General features: G+C 64.4%; 17 protein-coding genes. 11 read left to right on the forward strand and 6 right to left on the reverse strand.

From position 1 onward, the window contains the following. Window positions 1-352: 352 nt before the first annotated feature. On the forward strand, window positions 353-1,306 hold the full coding sequence (locus QZT63_RS00820) for a metallophosphoesterase (protein ID WP_290647780.1): 954 nt from the start codon (window positions 353-355) through the stop codon (window positions 1,304-1,306). Window positions 1,307-1,337: 31 nt separating this feature from the next. Here QZT63_RS00820 and QZT63_RS00825 read toward each other — a convergent pair whose 3' ends face one another. The 3 genes from QZT63_RS00825 to QZT63_RS00835 are packed head-to-tail and all read right to left on the reverse strand — an operon-like array spanning window position 1,338 to window position 3,133. Then, entirely contained in the window at window positions 1,338-1,820 is a 483-nt protein-coding gene (locus tag QZT63_RS00825; protein WP_290647781.1) for a CDP-archaeol synthase, read from the reverse strand. Window positions 1,821-1,851: 31 nt separating this feature from the next. Then, a complete protein-coding gene (locus tag QZT63_RS00830) occupies window positions 1,852-2,355 on the reverse strand; it encodes a cupin domain-containing protein (RefSeq protein ID WP_290647782.1) in 504 nt (167 codons plus the stop codon). Between the two features lie 16 nt (window positions 2,356-2,371). Next, entirely contained in the window at window positions 2,372-3,133 is a 762-nt protein-coding gene (locus QZT63_RS00835; RefSeq protein WP_290647783.1) for an NUDIX domain-containing protein, read from the reverse strand. 174 nt (window positions 3,134-3,307) lie between these two features. Here QZT63_RS00835 and QZT63_RS00840 point away from each other — a divergent pair, with 174 nt between their 5' ends. Both QZT63_RS00840 and QZT63_RS00845 read left to right on the forward strand, forming a co-directional pair. Next, window positions 3,308-3,721, forward strand: a complete 414-nt coding sequence (locus tag QZT63_RS00840) for a PA2779 family protein (protein ID WP_290647784.1) — start codon at window positions 3,308-3,310, stop codon at window positions 3,719-3,721. A gap of 124 nt (window positions 3,722-3,845) precedes the next feature. Beyond that, window positions 3,846-4,622 carry an AraC family transcriptional regulator gene (locus QZT63_RS00845; protein WP_290647785.1) on the forward strand — a complete coding sequence of 259 codons (777 nt, stop codon included), beginning with the start codon at window positions 3,846-3,848 and terminating at the stop codon, window positions 4,620-4,622. Window positions 4,623-4,659: 37 nt separating this feature from the next. On the opposite strand, the gene QZT63_RS00850 is transcribed toward QZT63_RS00845, so the two are convergent. Then, a complete protein-coding gene (locus QZT63_RS00850; protein ID WP_290647786.1) occupies window positions 4,660-5,850 on the reverse strand; it encodes a lytic murein transglycosylase in 1,191 nt (396 codons plus the stop codon). Window positions 5,851-6,131: 281 nt separating this feature from the next. On the opposite strand from QZT63_RS00850, the gene QZT63_RS00855 reads away from it, so the two are divergent. Both QZT63_RS00855 and QZT63_RS00860 read left to right on the forward strand, forming a co-directional pair. Further along, window positions 6,132-6,710 carry a TRAP transporter small permease subunit gene (locus QZT63_RS00855; protein ID WP_290647787.1) on the forward strand — a complete coding sequence of 193 codons (579 nt, stop codon included), beginning with the start codon at window positions 6,132-6,134 and terminating at the stop codon, window positions 6,708-6,710. Then, window positions 6,710-8,077 carry a TRAP transporter large permease subunit gene (locus QZT63_RS00860; protein ID WP_290647788.1) on the forward strand — a complete coding sequence of 456 codons (1,368 nt, stop codon included), beginning with the start codon at window positions 6,710-6,712 and terminating at the stop codon, window positions 8,075-8,077. Before QZT63_RS00855 ends, QZT63_RS00860 begins: the two co-directional genes overlap by 1 nt. Window positions 8,078-8,128: 51 nt before the next feature. Here the strand turns inward: QZT63_RS00860 and QZT63_RS00865 are convergent, their stop codons facing one another. Further along, the gene (locus QZT63_RS00865; RefSeq protein ID WP_290647789.1) at window positions 8,129-9,208 is read right to left on the reverse strand and encodes an ABC transporter substrate-binding protein; all 1,080 of its coding nucleotides are present in this window, start codon (window positions 9,206-9,208) and stop codon (window positions 8,129-8,131) included. Between the two features lie 256 nt (window positions 9,209-9,464). Between QZT63_RS00865 and gloA the strand changes: the two genes are divergently transcribed. The 6 genes from gloA to QZT63_RS00895 all read left to right on the forward strand — a co-directional run bounded on the left by gloA (window position 9,465) and on the right by QZT63_RS00895 (window position 15,980). Further along, window positions 9,465-9,920, forward strand: a complete 456-nt coding sequence (gloA, locus tag QZT63_RS00870) for a lactoylglutathione lyase (protein WP_290647809.1) — start codon at window positions 9,465-9,467, stop codon at window positions 9,918-9,920. Window positions 9,921-10,115: 195 nt separating this feature from the next. Next, window positions 10,116-10,595: a DUF3015 family protein gene (locus tag QZT63_RS00875; RefSeq protein WP_290647790.1), complete on the forward strand. Its 480-nt coding sequence runs from the start codon at window positions 10,116-10,118 to the stop codon at window positions 10,593-10,595. Between the two features lie 142 nt (window positions 10,596-10,737). Beyond that, window positions 10,738-12,654, forward strand: a complete 1,917-nt coding sequence (locus tag QZT63_RS00880) for a DUF4105 domain-containing protein (RefSeq protein WP_290647791.1) — start codon at window positions 10,738-10,740, stop codon at window positions 12,652-12,654. Further along, window positions 12,641-13,513, forward strand: coding sequence for an alpha/beta fold hydrolase (locus QZT63_RS00885; protein ID WP_290647792.1), 873 nt, complete (start codon window positions 12,641-12,643; stop codon window positions 13,511-13,513). The genes QZT63_RS00880 and QZT63_RS00885 overlap by 14 nt, the downstream gene beginning before the upstream one ends. Window positions 13,514-13,600: 87 nt before the next feature. Further along, complete coding sequence (locus QZT63_RS00890) at window positions 13,601-14,431, forward strand: hypothetical protein (protein WP_290647793.1); 831 nt, start codon at window positions 13,601-13,603, stop codon at window positions 14,429-14,431. 73 nt (window positions 14,432-14,504) lie between these two features. Beyond that, entirely contained in the window at window positions 14,505-15,980 is a 1,476-nt protein-coding gene (locus QZT63_RS00895; RefSeq protein WP_290647794.1) for an RsmB/NOP family class I SAM-dependent RNA methyltransferase, read from the forward strand. A gap of 37 nt (window positions 15,981-16,017) precedes the next feature. On the opposite strand, the gene QZT63_RS00900 is transcribed toward QZT63_RS00895, so the two are convergent. Continuing rightward, window positions 16,018-16,344 (reverse strand): hypothetical protein, encoded by a 327-nt coding sequence (locus QZT63_RS00900; RefSeq protein WP_290647795.1) that lies wholly within the window; start codon window positions 16,342-16,344, stop codon window positions 16,018-16,020. Window positions 16,345-16,396 lie beyond the last annotated feature (52 nt).

Below are 16,396 nucleotides of genomic sequence, written 5' to 3' on the forward strand. Positions count from 1 at the left end.
CATTTTACGGTGTAGTAACGGCCCTCTGACCGAACGGATCGGTGCGGCACGCAGCCCAAGGGGGTTGCCATGGGCGACAAAAATTAGCTGGTCTACCGCCATGGGCGCCTCCAGCTTCCGGGGGGCATTGTGGACTGGCGGGTCGCGCGGCGGAGTCCATCCTTACCCGGAACCGGGGCCGGGCAGTGCGCTAAACTGTCGATTGGTCGGTTTCCCGAGCTCGGCGCGGGGGCTTATGTTACCGCCATGAATGACGCCGGCGCGGCTACGGCCGCTGTAGTGGGTCTGCCGGATCCCCATCGATTCCCGGTGTGGAGTGTGCGGTCCGGTTTGGCCGTTTCAGGATACATACATGGATCACGAGGATGAAGCGCTCCGGCGTTATCTGGATGGCCGCTTGGCAGTGGGGCATCTGGAGGCGCGACTGAGGCGTGAAACGCCGGGTGGTGAGCCGATTTTTGATTGGCAGGCGGGCGCGCTCCATCTGGAAAACGCTTCCGTCACTCGCTTTTGCCTGCGCTGGGCGCTGCGCTTGAGCGGCCTCTACACACGGGGGCGGCGCAACACCCGCGCGCTGCAGATCCGCGAGCACCGCCTGGCGATGTCGGGGTTGCCAGCGTCGATGCGAGGCTTTCGTCTGTTACAAATCAGCGATCCGCATATCGACATCGATGCAGATTTTCCGGCGTATCTGGCGCAGCAATTGCGAGGGCTGAGCTGGGATGCCTGCGTGATCACCGGGGATATTCGCTACAAGACGAATGGCAATGCGCGCCCCGCCATGGCTGGTCTCGAACATATGCTCGAGGCCTTGGATGGTCCCGTATACGCCATTCTCGGGAACCACGACAGCATTCGCATGGTGCCGTCTATGGAAGCGCTCGGTGTGCGCGTGCTGCTGAACGAGGGCGTCGTCCTGGGCGACGGCAACGGCAGCGGTGTCTGGCTCGCCGGTGTGGATGATCCGCATTACTACCGCCAGGACGATGTTCGTCGTGCCCTGCGAGAGCGGCCCGACACCATGCCGGTGCTGTTGCTTGCCCATTCTCCCGAGGCTTACGGGGAGGCCCTGGCAGCGGGTGTCGACGCCATGCTGTGCGGGCACACCCATGGCGGCCAAATCCGCCTGCCGGGAGGCATTCCGCTGGTGACCAACGCCGACTGTCCCCGGGATCTCAAGAGCGGTGCCTGGCAATGGCAGGCGTTGACCGGCTACACCTCTGTCGGCGCCGGTTCGTCGGTACTGGATGTCCGCTACAATTGCCCCCCGGAGGTCGTGATTCACTACCTGGAAGATTCGCTCTAGCCGCTGCCAGGTGTGCGCGGGTGTCATCGCGTCAGTGGGGTTCGCGGCGAATCCCGGCGTGATACAGCAGCCAGGACAAAGGTGGGCCGAGCACGACAAACAACAGCGCAGCGCTCAGCCCATTCCACAGCTCCACCTCCGTCAGCGGGATGAGCACCAACAGCGGGAAAAACGCCTCAGGCACTTGGTCCAGGCCCAGGAATCGGCTGCTTGGTTCGAGTCCGAGGCGCCGCTTGGTAAAGCTGGACAGAAGGTCGCCTGTCATTGCCATTGCTCCGGCGGCGGCGCCGGCGAGGATAGGCAGCCCAACAATCCAGGCCACTGCCGCTGCCGCGATGATGGCTGCCACCACCCCGCGAATGGACTTTGAGGCGCCGAACAGCCGCCTGCCGTCGCGCCATTGCAGGCCCCCGTCCACCGGCCAAGCCGGCTCCTGGCGCAGCATCAGCTTCAGCGTCACCGGTGCCGCGTTTGCCGCTACGATGAGGAGCAGGACGTCAAGCGTAGCTATCATGCGCTGCCTGGGGCTCCCCGGTGCCGTTCCTTCACAAAAGGGCCATCAGTTCCGGGGCATGACCCGCCAGCCACTCCCGACCGCCGTCTGTGTCCCGCAACAATGTGAAGCCCTCGAACGCAAAGCCGGGCCCCACCGCACAAGTCGTAAGCGTCCAGCTACCGGAGGGTGTGGCGGCCTGCCAGTCCCCGCACGGCACGACGATCACCGGCAACGACTGCGGCGGTGGACCCAGGCGCAGGTCGCAGCGTGTGCCGTTGTTGCTCAGCCGCCGCAGGGTGAGCGGCTCGCCATCCAGATAATGCCAAATCTCGTCGCCATCAACGCGATGCCAGGCGCTGTAGGCGCCCGCTGGCAAGAGGTAGTGAATAAGCGTGATCCCGGGCCGCTGTGTGCCATCCGGCCGCGTAACCGGCACTGTTCCTGTATGGATGCGACGGTACCAGCCCCCCTCGGGATGCGGGATGAGCCCCAGGTGCGTCACCAGGTGGGCGGCTGCTGCAGGCAGCGCATTCTTGTCGGAAGTCGTGCTCATGCATTCGAGGCGTGTCTCACGCCGGATCCGGAAAGCGCTGTTCCATCAGTCCGTGCCCGGGAATGGCTGACCCCTGTCGCTCCTTGCCACGTGCCAGTTCAGCGATCACCGCGCCGGTCGACGCGTAGCGCCGCAGTCGCTCCAGAGTGTCGCTGGTCGGCGTCATGAGATCAAGTTCGCCGCTGCGGTGTGCCTCCAGGCCGGCCTCGGGCGTGGTCCAGTATTGGTCCACCGTCTCCCGGCCGCAGCAGGTGGCTTCCTGACGCGGGGGGACGACGGCCAGAAAGAAACGGGTGTCAAACCGCTTGGGGGAGTAGGCGGGGGTGATCCAATGGCTGACATAGTGCAGTCGCGAGCCATACACTTGCAGGTCTTCGTGCCGGCACAGCTCAGCCAGGCTAAGACGCTGATGGCGCAGCGCCTCGCGGCGCTGCTCGAAGCGGCGCAGCATGTCCGGATGATCCATCGTGATGGGGGAACCGTCGGTGTGTTGCGCGAGGAGGATGCCGGCCTCCTCGAAGCACTCCCGGATGGCGGCCATGCGATAGGCAAGCCCTGCTGTTGTGAGGCCGAGCTCGGCACTGGCGGTGGCGTCGTCCAGGTTGCACGGGGGTTGGTCCGGCCCCGCATCCACCGCATCCACGGCCCCTCCGGGGAAAACGGATGCGCCCGGCCCGAACAGGGTGCGCGCATGGCGTTTTAGGAGCAGGACTTCCAGTCCCGGCGCACCATCGCGAAGCAGAATAACGGTAGCGGCGGGGCGGGCTCGAACGGGCATGGCACTTGACTCGAGACGGCGAACGGTTATGGGATACTTACTCGCCATCAGAATACCGGTTTTCGGCCGTCACGCCATCGCATGGCTTGCATTAGGCGGCGGAGACATGAGTAGTGCGGCGCGACGTGGCAAACGAACCGTCGCGGCTGTGAACAAACTAAAATGAGGGCATCCATGTTGCAGAAACGAATCGGCTTTCGGGCGTTGGCGGCGCTTTGGTCGGCTTTGTTCCTGGTCATCTCGGTGTGGCTTCCTGCTGCCCAGGCGAACATGATCGGCACTGACGCCGTGGTGGGTGCTGCAGAACTGGAGCAGACGCGCGGTGACGTCCTCGAGTGGCTGGCGGAGGACACCGTTCGCGAGCAGCTTGTGGCCTGGGGGGTGGACCCCGAGTATGCCGAGCAGCGTGTCAGTGCATTGACCGCAGCGGAGCTTCAGACCCTGAGCGAGCGTATGGGCGAAGCACCGGCCGGGGCCGGCGTGAGTTCAGTGGTCAGCGCTGCCCTGATCGTTTTCCTGGTATTGCTGATTACCGACATCATGGGGTTCACCAACGTCTTCCCGTTCGTGGAGCAAACCGCGCGGTAGGCGTGCCCCGGGGAGTCAAGCCCTGGATGGGTCGGGGTGGTGGATTTGGGCGATACGGGCATATAGGCGCTGACAAGGCTGTGTCTATAATGACGGAACAGGAGCGAGCCACGCAGGATTGTGCATGGAGTCCGCGCAACTATTCATCGGCTACGACTGGACGCTATTCACCGGTCGTGTAGATGCGGTGGATGCCCACCGTAATCCCGCCCATACATTGATCATGGGGATCGACGGCCCCTACGCAATGGGCAACGGGGTCCCGCGCCTGGTGCGCAGTGCCTGGGTATTCCCCGGGGCCACGGTTCCCGCCCTCAATTACCAGGGAACGCGGATTGCTCAACTGTTGCTCGGGCCGCACCATCCGGTGGCCCGTCATGCCAGGCACCTGGGCTCGGAGGCGCTAATCACCGATGGCCTGCCATCAGTGCTGACGACGGAATTGTCCGATATCATGGACCGGGCGGCCCGAGGCGATATGGTGCCAGAAGGCGTGTTAGGGCGATTGGACGACCATCTGCCCGGGCCGAAAGCGCTGGTGCTGGATCCACGTGTTCAGCGCATCATCGACATTCTGCTGGAGCAACCCCGGCCGCCCGCTGATCAGGAGGCCCTTGCCAATGAGGTGGAGCTCTCCGCCAGTGGCCTGGGACAGCTGTTTCGCGACGAGCTTGGCGTCTCCTTTGGACGGTTTCGGCTGTGGACGCGTATGCAGCGCTTTGCCATGGCCATTGGCGTCAGCGGTAGCATTACCGAAGCCGCACTGTCGGCGGGATTCCGGGATCCGGGCCAGCTGGCCCGGGACTTCCGTATGCTGTTCGGCCTGAAGCCATCCAGCATCATTCGCAATGCCCAGCCCCTTGCGATTCACCCGCTCTTCGAGCGCTCCAAGGCTCCCTGAAGCGAACCGGCGTGCGGGGCGTGCGGGATAGCCCGGATCAGGCGTCCGTTTCTCTCAAGGCCGCCCGCAGGGCGTCCAGCAGCTCGTGGTCGGGGTGACCGTCCGGCGTGCGACCGACGGCGCCCTGAAAGGCGCGGATCGCCGCCCGTGTCTTCGGGCCGGGCATGCCGTCGGGTTCGCCGCTGTTATGCCCGAGCGTATTCAGGTGGCGTTGAATTTCCTCGACCGCCTCGATGCTCAACGCCTCCTCGTCCCAGTCGGCGTAAAGTGCGCCCATCCCGGCAATACGGTCGGCCAGGTGCCCTACGGCCAGGGCGTAGGAGATCGAGCGGTTCCAGCGCATGATCACGCGGAAGTTCTCATAGACCAGGAACGCCGGCCCGTTGTGCCCCGAGGGGACGATAATGCTGCCGTCCATGTCGGCGCTCGGTAACGGGTTGCCGGCGGCGGTGCGGACACCGCGGTCTGCCCAGTCACTGATGCTTCGGCGCGTGTTCAGCGAGGCCTCGGCGTAGTCAAAATCGTCCGGTAAGCTCACTTCCCGGCCCCAGCGTTCGCCGGGTTGCCAGCCGATGCCGCGCAGGAAGCTGCCCGCGGAGCCAAAGGCGTCGGCAAGGCTGTTCCAGACGTCGATCCGGCCGGAGTCATCATAGTCGACGGCGTGGGCTATGAAGGTGGAAGGCATGAACTGCATATGTCCCATGGCACCCGCCCAGGACCCGCGCATGTTGTCTGGCGCTATATTGCCCGCGTCAATAATGCGCAGGGCATCGATCAATTCACCGGTAAAGAACTGGGAGCGGCGTTGATCGCAGGCAAGCGTTGCCAGCGCATCGAGCACGGGGACACGACCAAAGTAATCGCCGAAGTGGGTTTCCAGTCCCCAAAAGGCAACCACGTACGCTGGAGGAACGCCGAAGTCCCGGTGCACCTGCCCCAGCAGTGCGCCATGTTGCTCCAGGAGCGCTCGGCCGCGTTGCACGCGCTCCGCAGTGACACGCTGGTCGAGATACGCCTGGAACGTTTGTACGAACTCGGGCTGACTCCGATCGAGTTCCAGGATGCGCTCGCGTTGTTCCACCCGGGCGAGAGCCTCCAGGGCGGTCGTTGACGTGATGCCGGCATCCCTTGCCTGCTGTTGTAATCGGTCACGGCACGCTTCGAAGTCGGCCTGAGCGAGTGCGGAGGTGAGCAGCAGAGCTGGGGCAACGTAACGGACGCACTTCATGAAAAACCACTCCCTTCTTCGAGGTGCCGGCGGTGTGCTCTTGTGTTATGGGGGAACGCTCACGTCATGACAACAGCATTCTACCCGTCCTCGCTGTTCCGGGGCATGCGAAATAACGCCCTTGATTGAGTTCGGGCTGGTGTCGTCCCTGCACGCGGGGGCTTTGAAAGCGCCTGGCAGCTTGCGTGGGGCGCAGCCCTGGTCGCCCCGCGGATCGCGTTCTTTGCAGCCGTATCGCGCGCCCGTTATGATTCCGGCTTAGGAGGACGCCGGGGACGGTGATGTCCGCTTTACTGCTGATCGCGCGGATCATTGATGGGTTGAACGGCCACATTGGGCGGGCCATGGGTTGGGTGGCGCTCGTTATGGTCGCCATCGGCGTGATCAACGTTATTGGCCGCTATCTTGGGGCAACACTTGGCATGCAGCTGAGCAGCAATGCCATGCTGGAAGCTCAGGTCTACGCCTACGGTCTCGTTTTCCTGCTTGCCGCCGCTTACGTGCTTTGCCGTAACGGTCATGTCCGCGTCGACGTCATCTACGCCACACGAAGCCGGCGGACGCGCGCCTGGGTGGATCTATTCGGCACCATCTTTTTCCTGATCCCGTTCTGCTTATTCGTCCTGTATTTTAGTGTCGATTACGTCGCGCGCTCGTGGAGCGTGCTGGAATCCAGCCCCAACCCGGGTGGATTACCGCGTTATCCAATCAAGAGCGTCATCCTGCTCGGCTTCTCCATGCTGCTACTCCAGGGTATCAGCGAGATCATCAAGCGCGTGGCCTGGTTGCGGGGTGTGCCGGGCGTTGCCGGGCCGGGTGAGCAGGGCGTGCGGCAACCTGACCCGGGCCGAGAAGGCTGATGGAGTACGTCGCCTTCTGGATGTTCGCGGTGCTGCTGATCTTCATCCTGATCGGCTACCCGGTTGCCTTTGCCCTGGGCGGTACGGCCGTCCTCTTTACGCTGCTCTTCAGCGATCTGCTACCGAATTTGGGCCTGGCCCTGCCGTGGGATTCGGCTTTCAGCGCCCGCCGGCTGACCATTCTGCCGCAGCGCATCTTTGGCTCCATCATGGACAACTACACCCTGGTCGCGGTCCCGTTTTTCGTATTCATGGGGGTAATGCTGGAACGCTCCGGGCTCGCGGAGGATCTGCTTCAGACCATGGGTCGGCTTTTCGGCAAGATGCGCGGCGGCCTGGCGATTTCCGTTGTGGCCGTGGGCGCGCTGCTTGCCGCCTCCACCGGCGTGGTGGGAGCCTCGGTTGTCACCATGACGGTGCTGGCGCTGCCGGTCATGCTCAAGTATGGCTACGATCGGGGATTGGCCAGTGGCACAATCGCAGCCAGCGGGACCCTTGGCCAGATTATCCCGCCCAGCATCGTCCTGATTATACTCGGCGACCAGATGGTCCGCGTGAACGTGGGTGACCTGTTCATGGGGGCGCTGATTCCCGGGATGATGCTGGCCGGGGTGTATATGCTGTGGATCGCCGGTTACGCCTTCTTCAAGACCGACCGTGCCCCCGCCATGCCGGCAGGCGCCGAGGAGTTTGCCATCAGCAACCTCTGGTTGGCCGTCATCTGGAGCCTGCTGCCACCGCTGATCCTCGTGGGCGTGGTGCTGGGGACAATTTTCATGGGGATTGCGACGCCAACGGAGGCAGGTGCCATGGGGGCGTTTGGGGCGACCATTCTGGCGCTGCTCAACGGGCGGCTCACCCTGGCCAACGTCCGCGCCGTCAACGAGCAGACGGTGAGCCTGACCAGCATGGTCTTCATCATACTGGTTGGCGCCACGGCCTTTGCCATGGTCTTCAACGCCCTGGGTGGTCACTGGGTGGTGGAGGATTTTCTGTCAAATCTGCCGGGGGGCGAGTGGGGCTTCCTGGTGTTCGTGATGGTCACTATCTTTATTCTTGGTTTCTTCCTCGATTTTATCGAGATCACCTTCATCGTCGTGCCCTTGGTGACGCCGGTGGCGATCACGCTGGGGATTGACCCGGTGTGGTTCGGCGTGCTCATCGCCATGAACCTGCAGGCATCGTTCCTGACACCGCCGTTTGGTTTTGCACTGTTTTATCTGCGCGGGGCCGCGCCGGCGAGCGTGCGTACCCGGGATATCTACCGCGGGATTATTCCATTTATCCTCATACAGCTGCTCATGCTCGGGATCATTGTGGCATTCCCGAACCTGGTGTTGTGGCTGCCGGAGATCTCGCGGGCGTAGAACCAGTGTGGGATCCGAACGCGGCGACCCCGCGTCCGTATCCCGCCCGCATCAGCGGTTGAAGAGGTAGCTCTGATACTGGTAGGTCGTGCGCTCGTTCCAGCCGCGAACCTGCTTGCGAAAGGCGTCCCATTGCTCGTAGATCGTCGCGTACATCTCATCGCGCATGTCTTCCTCGTGCACTTCCTGTGCCCCTTCCCAGAACGCCTCCAAAACGGATTCCGGAAAGTCGAGCACCTCGACGCCATGCTCGTCACGCAGCTCCTCCAGGGCCGGTGGGTTGGTCGCGAGGTACCGCGCCGCCATCCAGCCGTCCGCCTCATAACAGCAGGCCTTGATTTGTGACTGAATGTCTGCTGGAAACTCCGCCCAAGTGTCCTCGTTGAAGTAGAATCCGAGCATGGCGCTCGGTTCCGCCCAGCTAGGCATGTAGTAGTACTTGGCCACCTCGTGCATGGCGAGGGTTTTGTCGTCGTACGGGCCAACCCACTCGGCGGCATCCAGCGCGCCACGGTCCATCGCCGTATAGACCTCGCCGCCGGGGAGTTGCTGAATGTTGACGCCCGCCTTGGCCATGACCCGGCCCCCGTGCCCGGGGAAGCGCATGCGCAGGCCCCGCAGGTCGTCCGGAGAGTCGATGCGCTTGTTGAACCAGCCGCCGGTCTGGGCGCTGGTATTGCCGCCGGGAAACGCGACGAGGTGATCCCGCGCATTGAGCTCGTCCCAGAGTTCCTGGCCGCCACCGGCACGCATCCAGGCGTTTTGCTCGTCCAGCGTGAGGCCAAAGGGAATCGCCGTGTAGAACCCGTGGGCCGGAGACTCGCCGATGTAGTAGTAGGGCGCGGTGTGGCAGCAGGGGAATGCGCCGCTGGCGACCGCGCCATACACTTCCAGCGGCCCCACCTGGTCGCCGCCCGGGTACGTGCGCACCTCCACGGCGCCATCGGTCATCTCGCCAATGCGTTTGGCGAAGTATTCGGCGGTTCCGTAGAGGTTATCCAGGGCGGCCGGCCAGGAGGTGACCATCTCCAGGCGGAAACGGCGGTTGCTGGCAATCACATTCGGTGCGTACACCGTGCTTGCGGCCACGGCGGCGGCCCCGGTTGCAGTGAGAAAATTGCGACGTTTCATGGCGGCTCCTCCATCATTTTGTCTTTTGCGGTCTATCGGCCCGTCCGCAGGGGGGCTCAACGCCTGTTCAACCATATCGCGAGTGCTCGCGTGACGCGAGGTTTGACGCGCTTTCGCGCGGTTGGGCGCAGCCGGTATAGTGTCCCACCGCAAGTCCAATCAGAGGAGGCGGACCATGTCCCGGCATTTCGAACGCGCCGAGGGTCTGTGCGAACAACCTGACCCGCAAACCCAGGAATTCGTGTTTAACCAGACGATGCTGCGCATCAAGGAGCCGAAGCGTAGCCTGGATTTCTACACCCGCGTCCTGGGGATGCGCCTGGTGCGCACGCTGGAATTCCCGGGCATGGAGTTCACCCTGTATTTCCTGGCGCTCGTGCCCGACGAACTGGCCGAGCGCGTTCCCAGTGACGAGGCCGAACGCACCCGGTGGACCTTCGGGCGTGAGGCGGTACTCGAGCTTACCCATAACTGGGGGACGGAGAACGATCCGCAATTCAGCTACCACAACGGCAATGATGCGCCGCAGGGGTTTGGTCATATCGGTTTTGCCGTCCCGGAGGTCGAGGCCGCTTGCCAGCGCTTTGATGAGCTTGGTGTCGAGTTCGTCAAGCGACCCAATGACGGCAAGCTGAAAGGCATCGCCTTCATCAAGGATCCGGACGGGTACTGGATCGAGATCTTCCAGGCGCAGCGGATGGGGTCACTGTAGTGGCGCACTTCGTGCGACCTCGCCTTGCGCCGGTCTGCTAAGGGGGTGGCCGATTCTGGAACGATAGAGAATCATGGTGACCCGGCTTGGGCTGTGCTAATTAGTTACTGGGGGCACGGGGATGTGCCCGCCGGTCTGGCCCGGGAACTCGGGCGTGGAGCAAATCAATCATCGGCAACTTGAGGAACTCGATTCATGAGACGGAAACTACTTCTGGCGGCGCTTGTGGGCACGGTGTATGCGACTTCGGCACACGCCGACAGTACTGGCTGCGGCCTCGGAACCATGGTTTGGGACGGACAGCAGGGCATCGCGCCACAGACCTTGGCGGTGACGACCAATGGCATCGTCGGCAACCAGACCTTCGGTATCACGTCGGGCACGCTCGGCTGTGAGCAGGACGGTGTCGTTCGGCACAGCGCCCAATTGAGCATGTACACGGGCTCTAACATGGACGCCATTGCGCGCGACATGTCTGTTGGCTCTGGCGAATCCCTGCACGCACTGGCGGACATCCTGGGTATCGAGGCCGAGGACCGCTCCCGGTTCTTCGCGGCCTTGCAGGACAACTACGCCTCGATTTTCTCCGCCAGTGACGTGACCGCCGAGGACGTCATCGCCGGCATCAACCAAACCCTGGAAAACGACAGGCGCCTGGCTGCCTACGCAGCCTGACGCGTCGTCTTAGCGACACAATCGGCTGCTCCGCTGCGGGGCAGCCGATTCGCGTGACACGCCGGCCGTTGGCTCGATAACCGCCCGTTTCCAACCCACTGGTCTGCGGACCGCCCGCTCGCGCTGATTCGGTAGAATGCCCATGGTTCCAAAGCGTTGCCTTGCGCTGCTCGCATCCATTGCGACTCTTGGGGTGTTCGGGACGGTGCATGCGGAGTATCCACCATCCCGTGAGCTTGACCACCTGCTGGAGCGGGCGCATGCCCTCGACCTGGCGGCTGAGCGGGAGTGGCAGGATTTGCTTCATTACCGCGACCGCCGCTTTGTACCAGGTCGCCGCAGTGAAACGCGCGATCCGGATTTTTTCAATGCCGACAACGGCTGGCATGATCCCGAAGCGGAGCTCGATGCCACCCTTGCCGCATTTTTCCGCGACCCGGCCGGTGTTGCCGAGGGCGAACAGCACCCGCAATGCCGATTCGTCGCCCGCCGAGCGTGGCTCAAGGAGCGGTTGGCCATTGACGCCGCGCAGTTGCCGGAAGTCGAATGTACCCGCTTCGAGGAGTGGTACGAGAGCATCAATCCCCATGAGCTGACCCTCGTCTTTGCGGCTGCCTATCTGGGCAACCCGGCGTCAATGTTTGGGCATACCCTGCTGCGGATCGACCCGCCGCGGCAGGATGCCGACACTCGGTTGCTCTCGTATGCCATCAACCATGCAGCTGCCACTGAAGAGACAAGCGGTCTGGTCTTCGCAGTCAGGGGGCTGACCGGTGGCTATCCGGGGCTGTTCTCCCTGATGCCTTATTACGACAAGGTCCAGGAATACAACAGTCTGGAAAGCCGCGATCTGTGGGAATACCGCCTGAACCTCGAGCCCGACGAAGTCGAACGGCTGATGCAGCATGCCTGGGAACTCCGGGGCACGCCCTTCCCTTATTACTTCTTTCTCCAGAACTGTTCCTATCGGCTTCTAGGGTTGTTGGACGTGGCGCGGCCCGGGATGGGGCTCGCGGACCGCTTTGACTGGTGGGCTATCCCCACCGATACCGTGCGCGAGGTGCTGCGCGAGGCGGAGATGCTCAAAGAGGTGAACTATCGCCCGGCCGAGCGGGCCCGCCTGGACCACCAGCTCGGCATGCTCTCCCCGGAGCTTCTGGATTGGACCGTGGCGCTCGCCAACGGCGATCGGCCGGTAGAGGCGGCCGATGCGCTGGACCGCCACGAGCAGGCACTCGTCCTGGAGACAGCTTATGACTATCTGCACTTCCTGCGGCGCTCCGGTGGCGCGCAGTCCGATCCGCGTGAGCGCATGCGCGAGCTGCTCGTCGCCCGCAGCGGCCTCGCTGGGGTTGACCCGGCCGAATCGCCACCGACACCGCGGACAAGACCCGACGAGGGGCATGGCACGTTGCGCCTCGGCCTGGGAGGCGGGGAGCGAGGCGGCGCCGCTTTTGGGAGCCTCCACTGGCGACCTGCCTACCATGACGCCCTGGACCCGCCGCATGGCTATATCCCCGGGGCCCACATCGATTATGGCGATTTGGAATTGCGTTACGACGATGGGCGTAATCGGGTGGAGCTGGAGCGCCTGATGGTTGTGGACATCGAGTCGCTGAGTCCCCAAGACCGCCTGTTTCGACCCTGGTCATGGAACATCCGCGGCGGTGTCGAGCAGCGGCTGCGCCCGGAAGGCGGACGATCCCTCATGGGCGGTGTCGATGGTGGTGGAGGCGTGACCCGCGAGCTGGGTGGCTCGCCCCTGTGGGGATACGTTGGCCTGCAGGGGAGCGCCTGGGCATCCGAGCGCCTTGATGACAGCGTTCGTGCCAAGGGTGGAGCGCGGCTGGACTTGCTCTGGACCGGACAGACCTTGCGCACGCGGCTGCGCGCGGACGGCGGCTGGTCAACCGATGCCAGCCGGCCGGCGTGGCGAATCAGCGCAGAGCAGGCGCTGAACGTGACGAGGCAGCTCTCTGTGCGCCTCGGGCTGTCGCGTGAGCAGGACTTCGATGTGCATGAGACCGCCGCTCAGGCTGTGCTGTATGGCTATTTTTAGATCTCCCCGACAGGGACACAGGCTACGCCTGTTGGCGGTGGTGCTGCTGGCGGTGACCATAACCGGCTGCAGCCATCTGTTCTTCCTGCCGGAGCAGGGGCACCGCTGGGATCCGAAAGAGGCGGGCATCGTCTACGAGGATGTCTGGTTCGAGGCCGATGATGGCGTCACCCTGCACGGCTGGTTTTTACCGGCGCAGGAGCCTCGCGGCACGGTGGTCTTCCTGCATGGCAATGCCCAGAACGTGAGCACGCACATCGGTGCCGTCTACTGGTTGCCGGAGCGGGGGTTCAACGTCTTTATGCCGGACTACCGTGGCTTCGGGCTGTCCAGCGGGAGCCCGGATTTCGTCGGCGTCCACCGCGATGCCGAGGCGGCGCTTGCCGTGGTCGTGGAGCGTGACGACGTGGATTCGGAGCGAGTCGCGGTCCTGGGACAGAGCCTGGGCGGCTCCGTTGCCATTACCACCGTGGCCGACCATGGGGAGGACTACGGTGTGGCGGCGCTGATCGCTGACAGCGCCTTCAGCAGCTATCGCGGCATCGCCCGCGAGAAATTTGGTGAATTCTGGCTGACCTGGCCATTCCAGTGGCCCCTGAGCCTCACCATCAGTGATCGATTCGCGCCGGTGGATCATATCGCCGATGTGAGCCCGATCCCCGTGTTGTTGATTGCCGGGGACGACGATTTCGTGGTGCCGCCGCATCACTCCCGCGAGCTCTACCAGGCGGCACGCCCGCCGGTGGAGATCTGGCGCTACCGGGGCGTGGGCCATGGGCAGGCGCCAACGCGAGCGGATGTACGCCGGGCTCTGGTCGCCTGGCTTGACGAGGTGCTCGAGCCGAAACCCAATGACTGACAGGCGCACCAGGCGCCGGCTTTGACCGCCCCGGCCGTATGCGTTTCAATGCCCACTCACCCACGCCCCCCGGAGTCCACCTTCTCCATGTCCGCCCTGGGACCCCGCGAAGTCGAGCCCGAAGCCTGGAGTGAGTGGGTTCGGGAGGCCGCACGACTGTTGCTGCACCGGCCTTCCTACACCGGGGCGGTGCTGGCGCTGGTGCTCGTCGTACTCTATGCGGTGCATCTCGTTGAATGGATACCCGCGCGGCGCTTCGCCATGCTGTTGTGCCTGCCCCTGGGCCTGATGGTGTTCATCCGCCTGGCGTGGTTCGCGGACCACGGGCGTCGCGCCCGGTTTGCCCAGCTCGTGCCAGGGGAGGGCGAGCTGCTCCTTGCCATCGGCTGTGCCGCGGCGGCCATGGCACTCCATGGCGGGCTCACGGCGGTGATCGAGCCGCTGCTCGATGGGTTCCGGACCGTTGTTGAGCAGACCGGGTTGTGGAGCCCGGTCCGCGCCGACGGCATGCCGGCTGATCCGCCGCTGCGCCATACCCTGCTTGGCCCGATTCTCGTTCCCGGCGGGCTCTTCGGCACCGGGCTGGTGGGGATGTTGCTCATGCTCCTCGCGTTCGGGCAGTGGTTTCTAGTGCCCATGATGGCGCTCCATAATCCACCCCTGCCTCCGGCCATGGCCTCCAGTGCCCGCGCCTACGCGCTCAACCCCGTGCCCATGATGGGTATCACGGGAGTCCTTATGCTCGCCGTGGGCCTGCTCGCCGTGACCGTTGGCTGGGCTTTTATCCTCCTGCTGCCATTCTTCGGCGCGCTGCTCTACGTGGGCTATCGGGATGTCTTTTTGGGGCGGGAATCGGACGCCCCGGAAGCCGTCGAAGATGAAGAGCAGGAAGAGGCGGGCGTGGGCACCCACGGTTGATGCGCCGGCCCTTCCCCCCTGGCAATCGGGCCACGTGGCGCCTTCTTTTGCATCACCCGTGGGGAGCGGACGTGTGAGTGATGTTGATCGTCCATTGCAACCCGATCGCGAGACCCTCGCCAGGGCACTGTGCGCCCGCTACCAAGGCCTCGTGGACGATCCGCAGGCGTTGATCGCTGCCCTTCTGCGCCCGTTGCCGGCGACCCTGTGGGCCAACCACCACCGGATATCCCGGGATGCGCTGCTGACACGCCTGCGTGCCGACGGGCTTACGGCCGAGCCGTTGGCCTGGTCCCCCCTGGGCGTTCGGCTTTCCCCGCAGGCGCGTCCCGGCCGCCATTGGGGCTTTCTGGCCGGGTTGTTCCAGGTCCAGGAAGAGGCCTCCATGCTACCGGTGACGCTTTTGGACCCGCAGCCCGGGGAGCGTGTGCTCGACCTGTGTTCGGCCCCGGGGAATAAAACCGCCCAGATCGCGCTGGCCATGAACAACCGTGGCACGGTCATGGCCAATGACCTGCGCAGGGGCCGCCTGGCGGCGCTGCGTCAGACTGTAAAACGCCTGGGACTGCTGAACGTGGCCATCACCGTCCAGGACGGCCAGGCGGTCGGGTCCCGTGCCGGCGTCTTCGATCGCGTGCTGGTGGACGCACCCTGCAGTTGCGAGGGCACGTTCCGGAAGGTGACCCACCCGAGCGTGAGCACCGCGAGCTTCCGCTTCCGCCGGGCCGGCGTGCAGCTCCGGCTGCTGGAGCGCGCCTTGCGGCTCACCCGCCCCGGCGGGCGGCTGGTGTACTCCACGTGTACCCTGGCGCCGGAAGAAAACGAGGCCGTCGTCGACGCCCTGTTGCGGCGCTTTCCCGGGGAGGTGCGCGTTGTGCCCGCGGCGGTGCCGGGCCTGCTCGGGTCGCCCGGGGTCACCCAGTGGGAGGGGTGCCGTTACGATGCGTCGCTGGCGGGGGCATTGCGCCTGTGGCCGCATCACAATGACACGGGCGGTTTTTTCGTCGCCGTGCTGGAGCGCAGTGCGCACGCGCAGGCCGTGCCGGAACCGCGCTGGTTCACGCCGCCTCCGCAGCCACGGGAGTGGCTCGCCCCACTCACGCAGCGCTTCGGCATCCCCGAGTCGGCGTTTGCCGGCGTGCTGCCGGTAAAACGGGGCAACAAGCACGTGCACCTGGTGCCGGAGGGTCATCAGTACCCCGAGGCCCCGGCGCCGGAAATGCTTGGGTTGCCGGCGATCCGGCGGCGCAGTATTCCGATCAAGCCGACCACGGCGGCCGCCATGCTTTACGGCGATGCGGCGAGCCGCAATGTCGTCGCGCTTCGCACGCAGCAAGCCCAGGCGTATCTCGACCGTCAGCCCATTGAGCGACCGGACCCGGAGCAGCTTGAGGCTTGCACCGGGCCCGGCTATGTGGTGCTGCGTTATCTCGGTTACACGCTGGGGCTCGGGCAGCTTATCTTCGATCGCGCGACCGGTGAGCCGCGTATCGCAAGCCTGATGCCCAAGGCCTGGGCGAAAGACTCCGCCACACTGGATGACGCCTGAAGTGGCGTGGCGGTGCCTGCCGGGTCACGAGTTTGCGTCACTGTCTCTTGGCCTCCACCTGGGGCCAGTTGGCCGTGATTTCGCGGCGCTGGTCGGCGGCGGAGAAGTATTCCCAGATCAGTCCGTTGACATCGTGATCGATGCACAGGGTTGGCGCTGCCGAATCTTCCCAGCCGATGTGCCGAACACGCCCGGCGGCGCCAGGCATGTGCCGAACGGAGAAATTGAGTTTGTCGGTCCGCCAAAGGGCATACCGGCCCGGGATGACAATCTCCGGTTCGGCGCCGAGGCGCTCCGTATAGTCCTGGATACTTGACTCAACATCGGCAACGGCGAGGGCAAGGTGGAACCGTTTCATGGTCATCGTCTCTCCATAAACGCAGGTGCGCCCGGGCATGCTAGCCGGCACGGATGAC

It is taken from the genome of Aquisalimonas sp. (assembly GCF_007120195.1).
Taxonomy (GTDB): Bacteria; Pseudomonadota; Gammaproteobacteria; order Nitrococcales; family Aquisalimonadaceae; genus Aquisalimonas.